This window comes from Serinicoccus marinus DSM 15273 (assembly GCF_008386315.1).
Taxonomy (GTDB): Bacteria; Actinomycetota; Actinomycetes; order Actinomycetales; family Dermatophilaceae; genus Ornithinicoccus; species Ornithinicoccus marinus.
Window position 1 is genome coordinate 2,504,829 of the sequence record NZ_CP043808.1, and the last position, 16,650, is coordinate 2,521,478.

The window sequence follows — 16,650 nt, forward strand, 5'->3', positions numbered from 1 at the left end:
TCGTCATCGCCGGCGACCCTTCCTGTCGTCCTTCTCGTGACCCTTGAACGTGCGGGTCGGAGCGAACTCACCGAGCTTGTGACCGACCATCGACTCGGTCACGAAGACCGGGACGTGCTTGCGGCCGTCGTGGACCGCGAGGGTGTGGCCGAGCATGTCGGGGGTGATCATCGACCGGCGGGACCAGGTCTTGATGACGTTCTTGGTTCCGGCCTCGTTCTGCGCGTCCACCTTCTTGGTGAGGTGGCCGTCGACGAACGGGCCCTTCTTCAGGCTGCGAGGCATTCTTCGGACTGCTCCTAAACTCAGCGCTTCTTGCCGGTCCGGCGACGGCGCACGATGAGCTTGTCGCTGGGCTTGTTGGGCTTGCGGGTACGACCCTCGGGCTGGCCCCAGGGGCTCACCGGGTGGCGGCCACCGGAGGTCCGGCCCTCTCCACCACCGTGCGGGTGGTCGACCGGGTTCATGACGACACCGCGGACGGTCGGGCGCTTGCCCTTCCACCGCATGCGGCCGGCCTTGCCCCAGCTGATGTTGCTCTGCTCGGCGTTGCCGACCTCGCCGATCGTCGCGCGGCAGCGCGCGTCGACGTTGCGGATCTCGCCGGAAGGCATCCGGAGCTGGGCCATCGAGCCCTCCTTGGCGACCAGCTGCACGCGGGCGCCGGCGGAGCGGGCGATCTTGCCTCCCCCACCGGGCCGCAGCTCGATGGCGTGGATGACGGTACCGACCGGGATGTTGCGCAGCGGCAGGTTGTTGCCGGGCTTGATGTCCGCGGACGGGCCGTTCTCGACCGTGTCGCCCTGCTTCAGCCGGTTCGGCGCGATGATGTAGCGCTTCTCGCCGTCGGTGTAGTGCAGCAGCGCGATGCGGGCGGTGCGGTTGGGGTCGTACTCGATGTGCGCGACCTTGGCGTTCACGCCGTCCTTGTCGGCCCGACGGAAGTCGATGACCCGGTAGGCGCGCTTGTGGCCACCACCGATGTGCCGCGTCGTGATGCGACCCGAGGTGTTGCGGCCGCCCGTCTTGGACAGCGGCTTGACCAGCGACTTCTCCGGGGTGGAGCGGGTCACCTCGACGAAGTCGGCCACGCTCGAGCCACGGCGGCCCGGCGTCGTCGGCTTGTACTTGCGAATAGCCATTCTCGAAAGTCCTCTAGCTTCTCGTGTCCCGGCGCTCAGAGCGTGCCGAAGATGTCGATGGAGCCCTCACGGAGCGTGACGATGGCCCGCTTCGTGTCCTTGCGCCGCCCCATGCCGAAGCGGGTGCGGCGGGCCTTGCCCTGGCGGTTCATCGTGTGCACCGAGGAGACCTTGACGTCGAAGATCGACTCGACGGCCTTCTTGATCTCCGACTTGTTGGCGCGGGGGTCGACCAGGAAGGTGTACTTCCCCTGGTCGAGCAGCGCGTAGGACTTCTCCGACACGACCGGCGAGAGCAGGATGTCCCGCGGGTCCTTCTGGGTGCTGAATGCAGTGCTCACTCGGTCTCCTCGGCAGTCGCGGCGGGGCCGGAGATGAAGGTGTCCAGGGCCGCCTGGGTGAAGACCACGTCGTCGGCGCACAGCACGTCGTAGGTGTTGAGCTGGTCGACGAAGAGCACGTGGACCTCGGCCATGTTGCGCACGCTGCGCAGACCGAGCTCGTCCGCGCGGTCCAGGACCACGAGGAAGTTCGGGCGGTCCGAGAGCGCCAGCAGCGCCGTGCGGGCGGTCTTCGTCGACGGGGCCTCCCCCTCGACGAGGGCGGACAGGACGTGGATACGCCCGTGCCGCGCCCGGTCGGACAGCGCACCGCGCAGGGCGGCGGCCTTCATCTTCTTGGGGGTCTTCTGGGCGTAGCTGCGCGGCTGCGGCCCGTGGACCGTGCCACCGCCGGCGAACTGCGGCGCCCGGGTCGAGCCCTGACGGGCGCGACCGGTCCCCTTCTGGCGGTAGGGCTTGCGGCCACCGCCGCGGACGGCGCCGCGGGTCTTGGTGGCGTGGGTGCCCTGGCGCGCCGCGGCGAGCTGCGCCACGACGACCTGGTGGATGAGCGGCACGTTGGTCTGCACGTCGAAGAGCTCGGCGGGCAGGTCCACGGTGCCGGCGTCACCGCCTGCGGGCTTGGTGATGGTGATGGTGGTCATAGCTGGTTCACGCACCCTTCGCGGCCGTGCGCACGAGGACGACGCCGCCGCGGGGGCCGGGGACGGCACCCTTGATGAGCAGCAGGCCCTTGTCCGCGTCCACGGCGTGGACGGTCAGGTTCGAGGTGGTCTGGCGCTCGCCGCCCATGCGGCCGGCCATGCGCAGGCCCTTGAAGACGCGGCCCGGGGTGGCGCAGCCACCGATGGACCCCGGCTTGCGGTGGTTGCGGTGGGCCCCGTGCGAGGCGCCGACGCCGGAGAAGCCGTGACGCTTCATGACGCCCGCGAAGCCCTTGCCCTTGGTGGTGCCGGTGACGTCCACCTTCTGGCCGCCCTCGAAGGCCTCGGCCGTGATCTCCTGGCCGAGCTCGTAGTCGGCGGCGTCGGCGGTGCGCAGCTCGGCGACGTGCCGGCGGGGGGTGACCCCGGCCTTGGCGAAGTGCCCCTTGAGCGGCTGGGTCACCTTGCGCGGGTCGATCGCCCCGAAGGCGATCTGGACCGCGTCGTAGCCGTCGGTCTCGGCGTTGCGCACCTGGGTGACGACGGCCGGACCGGCCTTGATGACCGTGACCGGGACCAGGCGGTTCTCGGCGTCCCAGACCTGGGTCATGCCGAGCTTCTCGCCGAGGACGCCCTTGAGGGTGCGCGTCGTGGTCGATGCAGTGGTTGCCATAGTCATCGTCGTCACACTCACAGCTTGATCTCGATGTTGACGTCCGCCGGGAGGTCGAGACGCATCAAGGAGTCGACCGCCTTGGGGGTGGGGTCGACGATGTCGATCAGCCGCTTGTGGGTGCGCATCTCGAAGTGCTCGCGGCTGTCCTTGTACTTGTGCGGCGACCGGATGACGCAGAAGACGTTCTTCTCCGTCGGCAGCGGCACCGGGCCGACCACGGTGGCGCCGGCACGGGTCACCGTGTCAACGATCTTGCGCGCCGAGCTGTCGATGACCTCGTGGTCGTACGACTTCAGCCGGATGCGGATCTTCTGTCCCGCCATCGCTTGTCTGACTCTCTCTCGTCGTCCATCTGGAACATTCGTGGGCCGACCGTCGGGCACGGGTGGCCACCGACCCCCGCGGTCGGGCGTGTCGCGCCTCCCGCGGACGTCACCCATGGATCTCTCCATCGATCTGGGCGGTGTCCGTGCCCGGCTCGGCCGGGGCCGGCGCTGCCGTCGCCCGCGTCCGTGTCAGGGATGCGTGCTGGACGGCCGGCGACGCGCACATGGGTGCACGCCGCGCGCCAAGCAACCTGTCTAGTGTGCCACGAAGCGCGGCAGCACCTCAAATCGACCCTGGCGGGGGCGGCCCGGCGAGGGTGTTCCCCTCCCCCAGCAGCTCGGTCAGCTCTCCCGGGGTCCACGCGGCACCCACCGCCGGGCTGCGTCGGAGGTACCTCACCACCTCGTCGAGACTGAGCCGGTGCGCGTCCACGAGCCCGCTCGCGATGGTGCGGAGGTAGGCCGGGGCCGGGGCGTTCTCCGACAGGTCGGTCGGGCGGTCCGCGGTGAAGGTGAGGACGGGACGGCCCTCGAGGTCACCCACGTGGTGCACCGTCTCGTAGCGCCCCGGGCCGTACGCGTGCCGCCCGGCGCGCAAGGTCGGCGTCAGGTCGAGCGCGGCGCCGGGGGCACGCCGCATCTCCTGGGCGACGACATCGGCGAACTGCTCGTCGGTGAGGAGGTAGGCGCGGGCCAGGACCTCCGGGCCCTCCCCCTCCTCCGGCTCCGCCCCGGACGGCCGCCCCTCGCCACCGCTCGCCTCGTAGAAGGCGATCCCCCCGCCCCACGTGGGCGAGGTCCACCCGAACCGGAGCTGTCCGGGCAGGTGGTAGGCGACGTCGTCCCGCGGCGCGGCGGCGTCACGGGCGCCCGCGTAGGTGCGGTGCGCCCCGTCGGGTCGACCGCCCTGCAGGTAGCGCAGGAAGCGGCCGCGGTGCAGGTTGGACCCGTAGGCGGCATACCAGACGAGCACGAGGCCTCCTGGACTCGGGAGCGGTCCACCGTCCGGCACTGTAGTGCGACGACGTCGTGTCGTCCCGGCGCCGGCCGGTCCTGGTCGGGACGCGCGAAGGCCCCCGTCACGGATGACGGGGGCCTTCGCGACCGTGAGGGGTCAGATCACTCGAGGATCTTGGTGACCCGGCCGGCACCGACGGTGCGGCCGCCCTCGCGGATGTTGAACATCAGGCCCTCCTCCATGGCGATCGGCTGGATCAGCTCGACCTTCATGTCGGTGTTGTCGCCGGGCATGACCATCTCGGTGCCCTCGGGCAGGTGCACGACACCGGTGACGTCCGTGGTCCGGAAGTAGAACTGCGGACGGTAGTTGTCGTAGAACGGCGTGTGCCGGCCACCCTCGTCCTTGGACAGGATGTAGGCCTGCGCCTCGAACTCGGTGTGCGGGGTGATGGTGCCGGGCTTGACGATGACCTGGCCGCGCTCGACGTCCTCGCGCTTGGTGCCACGCAGCAGCAGGCCGACGTTCTCACCCGCACGGCCCTCGTCGAGCAGCTTGCGGAACATCTCGATGCCGGTGACGGTCGTCTTGCTCGAGCCGGGGCGGATACCCACGATCTCGATCTCCTCGTTGACCTTGAGGATGCCGCGCTCGATACGACCGGTGACGACGGTGCCACGACCGGTGATCGTGAAGACGTCCTCGACGGGCATCATGAACGGCTTGTCCAGGTCGCGCTCCGGCTCCGGGATGTACTCGTCCACGGAGTCCATGAGCTCGAGGATGGTGTTGGCCCACTCCTCGTCGCCCTCCAGCGCCTTGAGCGCGGAGACCTTGACGACCGGCAGGTCGTCGCCCGGGAACTCGTAGGAGGAGAGCAGCTCGCGGACCTCCATCTCGACGAGCTCCATGATCTCCTCGTCGTCGACCATGTCGGCCTTGTTCAGCGCCACGACGATGTAGGGGACGCCGACCTGACGGGCCAGGAGGACGTGCTCCTTGGTCTGCGGCATCGGGCCGTCGGTGGCGGCGACCACGAGGATCGCACCGTCCATCTGGGCCGCGCCGGTGATCATGTTCTTGACGTAGTCGGCGTGACCGGGGCAGTCGACGTGCGCGTAGTGACGCTTCTCCGTCTGGTACTCGATGTGCGCGATCGAGATCGTGATCCCGCGCTGCTTCTCCTCGGGCGCCTTGTCGATGGAGTCGAAGGGCGAGGCCTGGTTCAACTCCGGGTACTTGTCGTGCAGCACCTTGGAGATGGCAGCCGTGAGGGTGGTCTTGCCGTGGTCGATGTGACCGATGGTGCCGATGTTGACGTGCGGCTTGCTCCGCTCGAACTTGGCCTTCGCCACTTTCGTGTCCTCCTGTTGGACTCGGGATGTGCAGTCGTCACCGGCTCGGTGCCGGTGCCGACGTCTGGGATGGGTGTTGCTCGGTCCATCACTCCGCGGACGGAGTGAGCGGGCTCACTCGCCGCGGACCTTCTTGATGATCTCCTCGGCGACGTTCTTGGGAACCTCGGCGTAGGAGTCGAACTGCATCGTGTAGTTGGCACGACCCTGGGTCCGGGACCTGAGGTCACCAACGTACCCGAACATCTCGGACAGCGGCACCACGGCCTTGACGACCTTGGCACCGGAGATGTCCTCCATGGACTGGATCTGGCCACGGCGGGAGTTGAGGTCGCCGATGACGTCCCCCATGTAGTCCTCCGGGGTCCGGACCTCGACGGCCATCATCGGCTCGAGCAGCACCGGGTTGGCGCGGCGAGAGGCCTCCTTGAAGGCCATCGAGCCGGCGATCTTGAACGCCATCTCCGAGGAGTCGACGTCGTGGTAGGCGCCGTCCAGCAGGGTGGCCTTGATGCCGACCACCGGGTAGCCGGCCTGGATGCCGACCTGCATGGCGTCCTGGATGCCCTGGTCCACCGAGGGGATGTACTCCTTGGGGACACGCCCACCGGTCACCGAGTTGTCGAACTCGTAGAGCTCGCCCTCCGCGGTGTCCAGCGGCTCGAAGGTCAGCTGGACCTTGGCGAACTGACCCGACCCACCGGTCTGCTTCTTGTGGGTGTAGTCGTACTTCTCCACGACCTTCTTGATGGTCTCGCGGTAGGCGACCTGCGGGGCGCCGACGTTGGCCTCGACCTTGAACTCGCGCTTCATGCGGTCCACGAAGACGTCCAGGTGCAGCTCGCCCATCCCGCCGATGACGGTCTGACCGGTCTCCTCGTCCAGCCGGACGGTGAAGGTGGGGTCCTCCTGGACCAGCTTCTGGATCGCGGTGGACAGCTTCTCCTGGTCGCCCTTGGTCTTGGGCTCGATCGCCACGTGGATGACCGGCTCCGGGAAGCTCATGGACTCCAGCACGATGTGCTGGTTCATGTCCGAGAGCGTGTCACCGGTGGTCGTGTCCTTGAGGCCGATCATCGCGTAGATGTGCCCGGCCGACGCGGTGCCGACAGGGTTCTCCTTGTTGGAGTGCATCTGGAACAGCTTGCCGATGCGCTCCTTGCGGCCCTTGGTGGCGTTGTAGACGGGCTGACCGGCGTCGATCTTGCCCGAGTAGACGCGCACGTAGGTCAGCGTGCCGAAGAACGGGTGCGTCGCCACCTTGAAGGCCAGGCCGGAGAACGGCTCGGTCGAGTCGGGGCGACGGGTCAGCTCGACGCTCTCGTCGCTGGGGTCGTGGCCGATCATCGGCGGGACGTCCAGCGGGGAGGGCAGGTAGGAGATGACCGCGTCCAGCATGGGCTGGACACCCTTGTTCTTGAAGGCGGAGCCGCACATGACCGGGTAGGCCTGGCTGTTGACGGTCATCGCGCGGATGCCGGCGACCAGCTCCTCCTCGGTGAGCTCGCCCTCCTCGAGGTACTTCTCCATCAGCTCGTCGGTGGCCTCGGCGACCTGCTCGACGAGCGTCTCGCGGTACTCCTCGGCCTTGGCCTGAAGGTCGGCGGGGATGTCCTCGACGACGTAGTCCTCACCCTTGGCGACCTCGCCGCGCCAGGTGAGGGCACGCATCTTGATGAGGTCGACGACACCGATGAAGTCGCTCTCGGCGCCGATCGGCAGCTGGATCACCAGCGGGGTCGCCCCCAGGCGGTCCTTGATGGTCTGCACGGTGAAGTAGAAGTCGGCCCCGAGCTTGTCCATCTTGTTGACGAAGCAGATGCGGGGGACGTCGTACTTGTCCGCCTGCCGCCAGACGGTCTCGGACTGCGGCTCGACGCCCTCCTTGCCGTCGAAGACGGCGACGGCACCGTCGAGCACGCGCAGGGACCGCTCCACCTCGACCGTGAAGTCGACGTGCCCCGGGGTGTCGATGATGTTGATCTGGTTGTCTTTCCAGAACGTCGTCGTCGCGGCGGAGGTGATCGTGATGCCACGCTCCTGCTCCTGCTCCATCCAGTCCATCGTGGAGGCGCCGTCGTGCGTCTCACCGATCTTGTAGTTGATGCCGGTGTAGAACAGGATCCGCTCGGTGGTCGTCGTCTTGCCGGCATCGATGTGCGCCATGATGCCGATGTTGCGGACCTTGTTGAGGTCCGTGAGGACGTCGAGTGCCACAGTCTCTCTTCTCTGGTCGGGTCTTCGTCGGGAGGGGGTGAACCGCGGTGTCGCTTACCAGCGGTAGTGCGCGAACGCCTTGTTGGCGTCGGCCATCTTGTGGGTGTCCTCGCGGCGCTTGACCGCGGCACCCAGACCGTTGCTCGCGTCGAGGATCTCGTTCATGAGGCGCTCGGTCATCGTCTTCTCGCGGCGCTGCCGGGAGTAGCCGACGAGCCAGCGCAGCGCGAGCGTGGTGCTGCGGCCGGGCTTGACCTCGATCGGGACCTGGTAGGTCGCACCACCGACGCGGCGGGACTTGACCTCCAGCGCCGGCTTGACGTTGTCCAGCCCACGCTTCAGCGTCTGCACGGGGTCGGTGCCGGTCTTGGCCCGGCAGCCCTCGAGGGCGCCGTAGACGATGCGCTCGGCGGTCGCCTTCTTGCCGTCCAGCAGGATCTTGTTGACCAGCTGGGTGACGAGGGTCGAGCCGTAGACCGGGTCGTTGATCAGGGGGCGCTTCGGAGCGGGGCCCTTACGAGGCATTACTTCTTCTCCTTCTTGGCGCCGTAGCGGGACCGGGCCTGGTTGCGGCCCCGGACGCCCTGGGTGTCCAGGGACCCGCGGATGATCTTGTAGCGGACACCGGGGAGATCCTTCACCCGGCCGCCGCGGACGAGCACGATCGAGTGCTCCTGGAGGTTGTGACCGACGCCCGGGATGTAGGCCGTGACCTCGACGCCGCTGGTGAGGCGCACACGGGCGACCTTGCGCAGGGCGGAGTTCGGCTTCTTGGGGGTGGTCGTGTAGACGCGGGTGCAGACGCCTCGGCGCTGCGGGTTGCCCTTGAGGGCCGGGGAGTTGGTCTTCTTGACCTTGTCCTGCCGGCCCTTGCGGACAAGCTGGTTGATCGTAGGCACTGAGTCTCCGTCAGTCGTCGTTGGTCCTCGCTCGCCGCGCGGCCGTGCCGGCCCCGCGGGTCACGCTCCTAGGGTTGGGCCTGTCTTCGACACCCGAGGTCGGGCGTGTCGGACACGCTGCTCTCCCCTGCACTTCCCGCCCGGCGCCCGGACGCCCGGTCGTGCGGGGCCAGGGCCGGGCGGACTGCCCGGCGAGAGATGGGTGCCGGCGCGAGGCGCCGACGCGTGCGCAGGACCTAGCCCACGCACGACTCTCCAGAGTACCGGCCTCGCGGCACGCGGACAAATCCTCGCAGGACCGCCGCGGGCGGGTATGCCGGTGCTCGGCATACCCGCCCGTGGCGTGCGCGGTCGACGCGTGGCGCCGACCGGTCCTCGCGTCAGTAGCGCGGCTCGTCCACGGGGACGTCGTCGAGACGGACGGCCTCGCCGCTGCCCTGGCCGAAGGTGCCGGCGTAGTCGAAGTCCTCGTAGTCCGGGACGGCGTACGCGGCGGCCTTGGCCTCCTCGGTCGGCTCCACCGTCAGGTTGCGGTAGCGCGTCAGCCCGGTCCCCGCGGGGATCAGCTTGCCGAGGATGACGTTCTCCTTCAGACCCAGCAGCGGGTCGCTCTTGGCCTCCATCGCGGCCTCGGTGAGGACGCGGGTGGTCTCCTGGAAGGAGGCCGCGGAGAGCCAGGAGTCGGTCGCCAGCGAGGCCTTGGTGATGCCCATGAGCTCGGGACGGCCCGAGGCGGGACGACCGCCCTCGGAGACGACCCGTCGGTTCTCGGTCTCGAAGCGACCGCGCTCGGCGAGCGTGCCCGGCAGCAGCTCGGTGTCGCCGGCCTCGATGATCGTCACCCGGCGCAGCATCTGCCGCACGATGACCTCGATGTGCTTGTCGTGGATCGACACACCCTGCTGGCGGTAGACGCCCTGCACCTGGTCGACCAGGTGCTGCTGGGTGGCCCGGGGGCCGAGGATGCGCAGCACCTGCTTGGGGTCGATCGCACCGACCACGAGCTGGGTGCCGACCTGGACGTGCTCACCGTCCGAGACCAGCAGGCGCGCGCGCTTGCTGACCGGGTAGGCGTGCTCGTCGCTGCCGTCGTCAGGGGTGAGCAGCAGCCGACGCGTCTTGTCGGTGTCCTCGACCTCGATCCGGCCGGTCGCCTCGGCGATCGGGGCGACCGCCTTCGGGGTGCGGGCCTCGAAGAGCTCGACCACACGCGGCAGACCCTGGGTGATGTCGTCACCGGCCACACCACCGGTGTGGAAGGTGCGCATCGTCAGCTGTGTCCCGGGCTCACCGATGGACTGGGCCGCGATGATGCCGACGGCTTCACCGATGTCGACCAGCTTGCCGGTGGCCAGCGAGCGGCCGTAGCACTTGGCGCAGGTGCCGACCAGGGACTCGCAGGTGAGGACCGAGCGGACCTTCACCTCCTCGACGCCGGCGGCCACGAGCTTGTCGATGACCACGTCGCCGAGGTCGATCCCCGCCTGGGCCAGGACCTCACCGTCCACCTCCACGTCGGCGGCGAGGACGCGGGCGTAGACCGCGGTCTCGACGTCGTCGTGCTCGCGCAGACCACCCTCGGCGCCGGCCTGGGCGATCGGCATGACGAAGCCACGGTCGGTGCCGCAGTCGTCCTCGCGGATGATGACGTCCTGGCTGACGTCCACCAGGCGGCGGGTGAGGTAGCCCGAGTCGGCGGTCCGCAGCGCGGTGTCCGCCAGACCCTTGCGGGCACCGTGCGTGGAGATGAAGAACTCCAGCACCGACAGGCCCTCGCGGAAGTTGGACTTGATTGGACGCGGGATGATCTCGCCCTTCGGGTTGGCCATGAGGCCGCGCATCCCGGCGATCTGCCGCAGCTGGAACCAGTTGCCTCGCGCACCCGAGGTCACCATCCGGTAGATGGTGTTGTCCTTGGGCATCGAGGTCTCGAGCTCCTTGGCCACCTCGTTGGTCGCCTGCGTCCAGATCTCGATGAGCTCCTGCCGGCGCTCGTCGTCGGTGATCAGACCGCGCTCGTACTGGAGCTGGACCTTCGCCGCCTTCTCCTCGTAGGAGGACAGGATCTCGGTCTTGCGCTCCGGCGTCTGCACGTCGGAGACCGCCACCGTGGTGCCCGACCGGGTCGCCCAATGGTAGCCGGCGTCCTTGAGCGAGTCCAGGCTGGCCGCGACCTGCACCTTGGTGTAGCGCTCAGCGAGGTCGTTGACGATCGCGGAGAGCCGCTTCTTGTCCACGACGTCGTCGATGTAGGCGTAGTTCGCGGCAGCGCGTCGTTGAACAGCGCCCGGCCCAGCGTGGTCTCCAGGACGAAGGTGTCGACGACACCGTCCTCGCTGACCTCCGCTCCCTCGGGCAGCTCGAAGCCCTCCGGGGTCGCGGTCTGGTTGAGCCGCAGCCGGATCCGGCTGCCAAGCTCAATCTGGCCGGCATCGAAGGCCATGCGCGCCTCCGCGACCGAGCCGAAGCTGCGCAGGTGCTGCTCGCCGTCCTCGTCCACGAGGTAGGCCGAGCCGGCCTCGCCCCGGGTGCTCTCCGAGGTCAGGTGGAACAGCCCGATGATCATGTCCTGGGTGGGCATGGTCACCGGTCGACCGTCGGCCGGCTTGAGGATGTTGTTGGAGCTCAGCATGAGGATGCGGGCCTCGGCCTGGGCCTCGGCGGACAGCGGCACGTGGACCGCCATCTGGTCGCCGTCGAAGTCGGCGTTGAAGGCGGTGCAGACCAGCGGGTGGATCTGGATCGCCTTGCCCTCGACCAGCTGCGGCTCGAAGGCCTGGATGCCGAGACGGTGCAGCGTGGGGGCGCGGTTGAGCAGCACGGGGTGGTCGGTGATGACCTCCTCGAGCACGTCCCACACGACGCTGCGGCCACGCTCGACCATCCGCTTGGCGGACTTGATGTTCTGCGCGTGGTCGAGGTCGACCAGCCGCTTCATGACGAACGGCTTGAAGAGCTCCAGCGCCATCTGCTTGGGCAGACCGCACTGGTGCAGCCGCAGCTGCGGGCCGACGACGATGACCGAACGGCCGGAGTAGTCGACGCGCTTGCCGAGCAGGTTCTGCCGGAACCGGCCCTGCTTGCCCTTGAGCATGTCGGACAGCGACTTCAGCGGCCGGTTACCCGGCCCGGTGACGGCACGGCCACGGCGGCCGTTGTCGAAGAGGCTGTCGACGGCCTCCTGCAGCATGCGCTTCTCGTTGTTGACGATGATCTCCGGCGCGCCCAGGTCCAGTAGCCGCTTGAGGCGGTTGTTGCGGTTGATGACGCGGCGGTAGAGGTCGTTGAGGTCCGACGTCGCGAAGCGTCCACCGTCGAGCTGCACCATGGGGCGCAGGTCCGGCGGGATGACCGGGACGCAGTCCAGCACCATGCCGGCGGGCTCGTTCTTGGTCTGCAGGAAGCTGGTGACGACCTTGAGCCGCTTGATGGCGCGGGTCTTGCGCTGGCCCTTGCCGGTCGCGATGGTCTCGCGCAGAGACTCGGCCTCGGCGTCGAGGTCGAAGCTCTCCAGCCGCTTCTGCAGCGCCGCGGCACCCATCCCGCCCTCGAAGTACATGCCGAAGCGGTCACGCATCTCGCGGTAGAGGATCTCGTCGCCCTCGAGGTCCTGGACCTTGAGGTTCTTGAACCGGTCCCAGACCTGCTCCAGGCGCTCGACCTGGGCGTCGGCCCGGCGGCGGATCTGGTTCATCTCCCGCTCGGCGCCGTCCTTGACCTTGCGCTTCGCGTCGGACTTCGCACCCTCGGCCTCCAGCTCGGCCAGGTCGGTCTCGAGCTTCTTGGCCCGCTCCTCCACGTCGGAGTCACGGCGGTTCTCCAGCGCCTTCTTCTCGGTCTGGATCTGTGCCTCGAGGCTGGGCAGGTCCTGGTGACGACCCTCCTCGTCGACCGAGGTGATCATGTAGGCCGCGAAGTAGATGACCTTCTCCAGGTCCTTCGGGGCCAGGTCGAGCAGGTAGCCGAGCCGGCTCGGGACACCCTTGAAGTACCAGATGTGGGTGACCGGGGCGGCGAGCTCGATGTGGCCCATCCGCTCGCGCCGGACGCCCGCCCGGGTCACCTCGACGCCGCAGCGCTCACAGATGATGCCCTTGAAGCGGACCCGCTTGTACTTGCCGCAGTAGCACTCCCAGTCCCGGGTCGGGCCGAAGATCTTCTCGCAGAAGAGGCCGTCCTTCTCGGGCTTGAGGGTGCGGTAGTTGATGGTCTCCGGCTTCTTGACCTCGCCGTGGGACCAGGTGCGGATGTCCTCGGCCGTGGCCAGGCCGATCCGCAGCTCGTCGAAGAAGTTGACGTCGAGCACGTGATTCCTTCTCTCGTGATCTCGTGAAGAGCGTTAGGTGCAGGTATGCGGTGGAGGGGTCCGCCGCGGCCGTCCCACGTCGCGTGGTGGCCGCGGCGGCATACCTCAGACTTCTTCGACCGAGCTGGGCTCGCGCCGGCTCAGGTCGATCCCGAGCTCCTCGGCCGCGCGGAACACCTCGGTGTCCGACTCGCGCAGGTCGATCTGGCTGCCGTCGGAGGACAGGACCTCGACGTTCAGGCACAGCGACTGCATCTCCTTGATGAGCACCTTGAAGGACTCGGGGATGCCGGGCTCGGGGACGTTGTCGCCCTTGACGATCGACTCGTAGACCTTCACCCGTCCGGTGACGTCGTCGGACTTGATCGTCAGGAGCTCCTGCAGCGCGTAGGCGGCGCCGTAGGCCTCCAGGGCCCAGACCTCCATCTCACCGAAGCGCTGGCCGCCGAACTGCGCCTTACCACCCAGCGGCTGCTGGGTGATCATCGAGTACGGCCCGGTGCTGCGGGCGTGGATCTTGTCGTCCACGAGGTGGTGCAGCTTGAGGACGTACATGTAGCCGACCGAGATCTCGTCCGGGAAGGGCTCGCCGGAGCGGCCGTCGAACAGCTTGGTCTTGCCGCTGGAGTCGATGAGGCGCTGGCCGTCACGCGTCGGCGTGGTGGAGTCCAGCAGACCGACGATCTCCTCCTCGCGGGCGCCGTCGAAGACCGGGCTGGCCACGCGGGTGCGCGGCTCGGCGCTGCGGGCGTCGTCCGGGATGAGCTCGGCCCACTCCGGCTGACCCTCGATCGACCACCCCTGGGCCGCGGCCCAGCCGAGGTGCAACTCGAGGATCTGGCCGATGTTCATGCGGCCGGGCACACCCAGCGGGTTGAGCACGACGTCGACCGGCGTGCCGTCCTCCAGGAAGGGCATGTCCTCGACCGGCAGGATCTTGGAGATGACGCCCTTGTTGCCGTGGCGGCCGGCGAGCTTGTCGCCGTCGGTGATCTTGCGCTTGTTGGCGACGTAGACCCGCACCAGCTGGTTGACGCCCGGGGGCAGCTCGTCGCCGTCCTCGCGGTCGAAGACCTTGACACCGATGACCGTGCCGGTCTCGCCGTGCGGCACCTTCATCGAGGTGTCGCGGACCTCGCGGGCCTTCTCGCCGAAGATGGCGCGCAGCAGGCGCTCCTCCGGGGTCAGCTCGGTCTCGCCCTTGGGCGTGACCTTGCCGACGAGCAGGTCGCCGTCGCGGACCTCGGCACCGATGCGGATGATGCCGCGCTCGTCGAGGTCGGCGAGGACGTCGTCGGAGACGTTCGGGATGTCCCGGGTGATCTCCTCCGGACCCAGCTTGGTGTCGCGGGCGTCGATCTCGTGCTCCTCGATGTGGATCGAGGAGAGCACGTCGTCCTGCACCAGACGCTGGGAGAGGATGATCGCGTCCTCGTAGTTGTAGCCCTCCCAGGGCATGAAGGCCACGAGCAGGTTGCGGCCCAGCGCCATCTCGCCACCGTCGGTCGCGGGACCGTCGGCGAGGAGCTGGCCGGCCTCGACGTGCTCGCCGACGTCCCCCGCACCTGCTGGTTGTAGCAGTTGCCCTGGTTGGACCGGGTGAACTTGTTGATCTTGTAGGACTGGTAGGTCCCGTCGTCGTTCGCCACGGTCACCAGGTCGGCGGACACCTCCTGGACGGCGCCGGCCTTGGCGGCCCGCACGACGTCGCCGGAGTCGAGCGCGGCGCGGTGCTCCATACCGGTGCCCACGAGCGGGGCCTCGGCGCGGACCAGCGGCACCGCCTGCCGCTGCATGTTGGCACCCATGAGCGCACGGTTGGCGTCGTCGTGCTCGAGGAAGGGGATCATCGCGGTCGCCGCGGACACCATCTGGCGCGCGGAGACGTCCATGTAGTCCACCTCGGAGGCGGGCACGTCCACGGCCTCGCCCTCACGGGCACGCACGAGCACCCGGTCGTCGAGGAAAGTGCCGTCGTCGTCCAGCTTGGCGTTGGCCTGGGCGATGACGAAGCGGTCCTCCTCGCCGGCGGACAGGTAGTCGACGACATCGGTGACCTTGCCGTCCTCGACCCGCCGGTAGGGGGTCTCGACGAAGCCGAAGGGGTTGATCCGTCCGTAGGAGGCCAGCGAGCCGATGAGACCGATGTTGGGACCCTCGGGGGTCTCGATCGGGCACATGCGGCCGTAGTGGCTGGGGTGCACGTCGCGCACCTCCATGCCGGCCCGGTCGCGGGACAGACCACCCGGTCCCAGCGCCGACAGCCGCCGCTTGTGCGTCAGCCCGGACAGCGGGTTGTTCTGGTCCATGAACTGGGACAGCTGGCTGGTGCCGAAGAACTCCTTGATGGAGGCGACGACCGGCCGAATGTTGATCAGGGTCTGCGGCGTGATCGCCTCGACGTCCTGGGTCGTCATCCGCTCGCGCACGACCCGCTCCATCCGGGACAGGCCGGTGCGCACCTGGTTCTGGATGAGCTCGCCGACGCTGCGGAGGCGACGGTTGCCGAAGTGGTCGATGTCGTCGACCTCGGCCGGCACCTCGCCGGTCGGGGAGCCGACCTGCTCCTCGCCGGCGTGCAGCGCGACGAGGTACTTGATCGTGGCGACGATGTCGTCGGTGCCCAGCACCGACTCCGACAGCGGGGCCTGCAGGCCGAGCTTCTTGTTGATCTTGTAGCGACCGACCTTGGCCAGGTCGTAGCGCTTGGGGTTGAAGTAGAGGTTGTTGAGCAGCGCCTCGGCCGCGTCGCGGGTCGGCGGCTCGCCCGGGCGCAGCTTGCGGTAGATGTCGAGCAGCGCCTCGTCCTGGTCGGTGGTGTGGTCCTTCTCCAGGGTGAGGCGGATCGACTCGTAGTCGCCGAACTCCTCGAGGATCTGGTCGTTGGTCCAACCCAGCGCCTTGAGCAGCACCGTCACGCTCTGCTTGCGCTTGCGGTCGACGCGGACGCCGACCTGGTCGCGCTTGTCGACCTCGAACTCGAGCCACGCGCCGCGGCTCGGGATGACCTTGGCGGAGTAGACGTCCTTGTCGGAGGTCTTGTCGAGGCTGCGCTCGAAGTAGACGCCCGGGCTGCGCACGAGCTGGGAGACGACCACGCGCTCGGTGCCGTTGACGATGAAGGTGCCGCGCGGCGTCATGAGCGGGAAGTCGCCCATGAAGACGGTCTGGCTCTTGATCTCACCGGTGGAGTTGTTGATGAACTCGGCCGTCACGAAGAGCGGGGCGGAGTAGGTCATGTCCTTCTCCTGGCACTCCTCGACGGAGTACTTCTGCTCCTCGAACCGGTGGTCCCGGAAGCTCAGGGACATGGAGCCGGAGAAGTCCTCGATCGGCGAGATCTCCTCGAAGATCTCCTCCAGACCGGAGGTGGTGGGGATGTCGTCGCGCCCCTCGGCCTCGGCGTCGGCGACCCGCGCCTGCCAGGCCTCGTTGCCGAGCAGCCAGTCGAAGCTGTCGGTCTGGAGGGCGAGAAGGTCCGGGACCTCGAGGGGCTCCCGGATCTTCGCAAAGCTCAGCCGGCCGGAGGGCGTCTGAGCGGTGGACACAGTCTTCTTCGCAGTGCGCGAGGCAGCCAAGGATGGTCCTTCCACGGGCCTAAATGTGTGCGGCGGTCAGGCGTCGCCCGTCTGCTCGCAGAACGCAGCACGAAGTGTCGGTGTCAAGCGCAGCGACGGACCGGCCGGCGCGCGCACCGATCTCTTCGGCGGGATCGAGGGCAGAGGTAGGGCAGCGCAAAGTACTACATTACACGCCCCTCCCCCGAGAGTCCAACTCGCCCGCCCA

Annotated in this window: 11 protein-coding genes and 2 pseudogenes; all 13 read right to left on the reverse strand. The window is 68.3% G+C overall.

The window, feature by feature from the left end:
- Positions 1-3: 3 nt before the first annotated feature.
- Positions 4-285, reverse strand: a complete 282-nt coding sequence (gene rpsS / locus FU792_RS11950; protein ID WP_022925296.1) for a 30S ribosomal protein S19 — start codon at positions 283-285, stop codon at positions 4-6.
- Between the two features lie 20 nt (positions 286-305).
- On the reverse strand, positions 306-1,142 hold the full coding sequence (gene rplB, locus FU792_RS11955) for a 50S ribosomal protein L2 (protein ID WP_022925295.1): 837 nt from the start codon (positions 1,140-1,142) through the stop codon (positions 306-308).
- A 35-nt stretch (positions 1,143-1,177) separates the two neighbouring features.
- Complete coding sequence (rplW, locus tag FU792_RS11960; protein WP_022925294.1) at positions 1,178-1,483, reverse strand: 50S ribosomal protein L23; 306 nt, start codon at positions 1,481-1,483, stop codon at positions 1,178-1,180.
- Positions 1,480-2,127: a 50S ribosomal protein L4 gene (rplD, locus tag FU792_RS11965; RefSeq protein ID WP_022925293.1), complete on the reverse strand. Its 648-nt coding sequence runs from the start codon at positions 2,125-2,127 to the stop codon at positions 1,480-1,482. Before rplD ends, rplW begins: the two co-directional genes overlap by 4 nt.
- A gap of 7 nt (positions 2,128-2,134) precedes the next feature.
- Positions 2,135-2,800: a 50S ribosomal protein L3 gene (gene rplC, locus FU792_RS11970; RefSeq protein WP_022925292.1), complete on the reverse strand. Its 666-nt coding sequence runs from the start codon at positions 2,798-2,800 to the stop codon at positions 2,135-2,137.
- Between the two features lie 17 nt (positions 2,801-2,817).
- On the reverse strand, positions 2,818-3,126 hold the full coding sequence (rpsJ, locus tag FU792_RS11975; RefSeq protein WP_006946210.1) for a 30S ribosomal protein S10: 309 nt from the start codon (positions 3,124-3,126) through the stop codon (positions 2,818-2,820).
- A gap of 286 nt (positions 3,127-3,412) precedes the next feature.
- Positions 3,413-4,102: a hypothetical protein gene (locus tag FU792_RS11980; RefSeq protein ID WP_022925291.1), complete on the reverse strand. Its 690-nt coding sequence runs from the start codon at positions 4,100-4,102 to the stop codon at positions 3,413-3,415.
- A gap of 146 nt (positions 4,103-4,248) precedes the next feature.
- Positions 4,249-5,442 carry an elongation factor Tu gene (tuf, locus tag FU792_RS11985; protein ID WP_022925290.1) on the reverse strand — a complete coding sequence of 398 codons (1,194 nt, stop codon included), beginning with the start codon at positions 5,440-5,442 and terminating at the stop codon, positions 4,249-4,251.
- 114 nt (positions 5,443-5,556) lie between these two features.
- Positions 5,557-7,659, reverse strand: a complete 2,103-nt coding sequence (gene fusA / locus FU792_RS11990) for an elongation factor G (RefSeq protein ID WP_022925289.1) — start codon at positions 7,657-7,659, stop codon at positions 5,557-5,559.
- Positions 7,660-7,713: 54 nt separating this feature from the next.
- Positions 7,714-8,184 (reverse strand): 30S ribosomal protein S7, encoded by a 471-nt coding sequence (gene rpsG, locus FU792_RS11995; RefSeq protein ID WP_022925288.1) that lies wholly within the window; start codon positions 8,182-8,184, stop codon positions 7,714-7,716.
- Positions 8,184-8,558: a 30S ribosomal protein S12 gene (gene rpsL / locus FU792_RS12000; protein WP_022925287.1), complete on the reverse strand. Its 375-nt coding sequence runs from the start codon at positions 8,556-8,558 to the stop codon at positions 8,184-8,186. The genes rpsG and rpsL overlap by 1 nt, the downstream gene beginning before the upstream one ends.
- Positions 8,559-8,938: 380 nt before the next feature.
- Positions 8,939-12,864, reverse strand: a pseudogene (locus FU792_RS18550) (DNA-directed RNA polymerase subunit beta').
- Positions 12,865-12,969: 105 nt separating this feature from the next.
- Positions 12,970-16,442, reverse strand: a pseudogene (gene rpoB / locus FU792_RS12010) (DNA-directed RNA polymerase subunit beta).
- Positions 16,443-16,650: the final 208 nt, after the last annotated feature.

What these genes read in the sequence shown, in the direction of transcription:
- rpsG (WP_022925288.1), bottom strand. Translation starts at nt 8,184, where the DNA reads ATGCCTCGTAAGGGCCCCGCTCCGAAGCGCCCCCTGATCAACGACCCG.
- rplC (WP_022925292.1), bottom strand. Translation starts at nt 2,800, where the DNA reads ATGGCAACCACTGCATCGACCACGACGCGCACCCTCAAGGGCGTCCTC.
- rpsJ (WP_006946210.1), bottom strand. Translation starts at nt 3,126, where the DNA reads ATGGCGGGACAGAAGATCCGCATCCGGCTGAAGTCGTACGACCACGAG.
- rplD (WP_022925293.1), bottom strand. Translation starts at nt 2,127, where the DNA reads ATGACCACCATCACCATCACCAAGCCCGCAGGCGGTGACGCCGGCACC.
- rpsS (WP_022925296.1), bottom strand. Translation starts at nt 285, where the DNA reads ATGCCTCGCAGCCTGAAGAAGGGCCCGTTCGTCGACGGCCACCTCACC.
- rplB (WP_022925295.1), bottom strand. Translation starts at nt 1,142, where the DNA reads ATGGCTATTCGCAAGTACAAGCCGACGACGCCGGGCCGCCGTGGCTCG.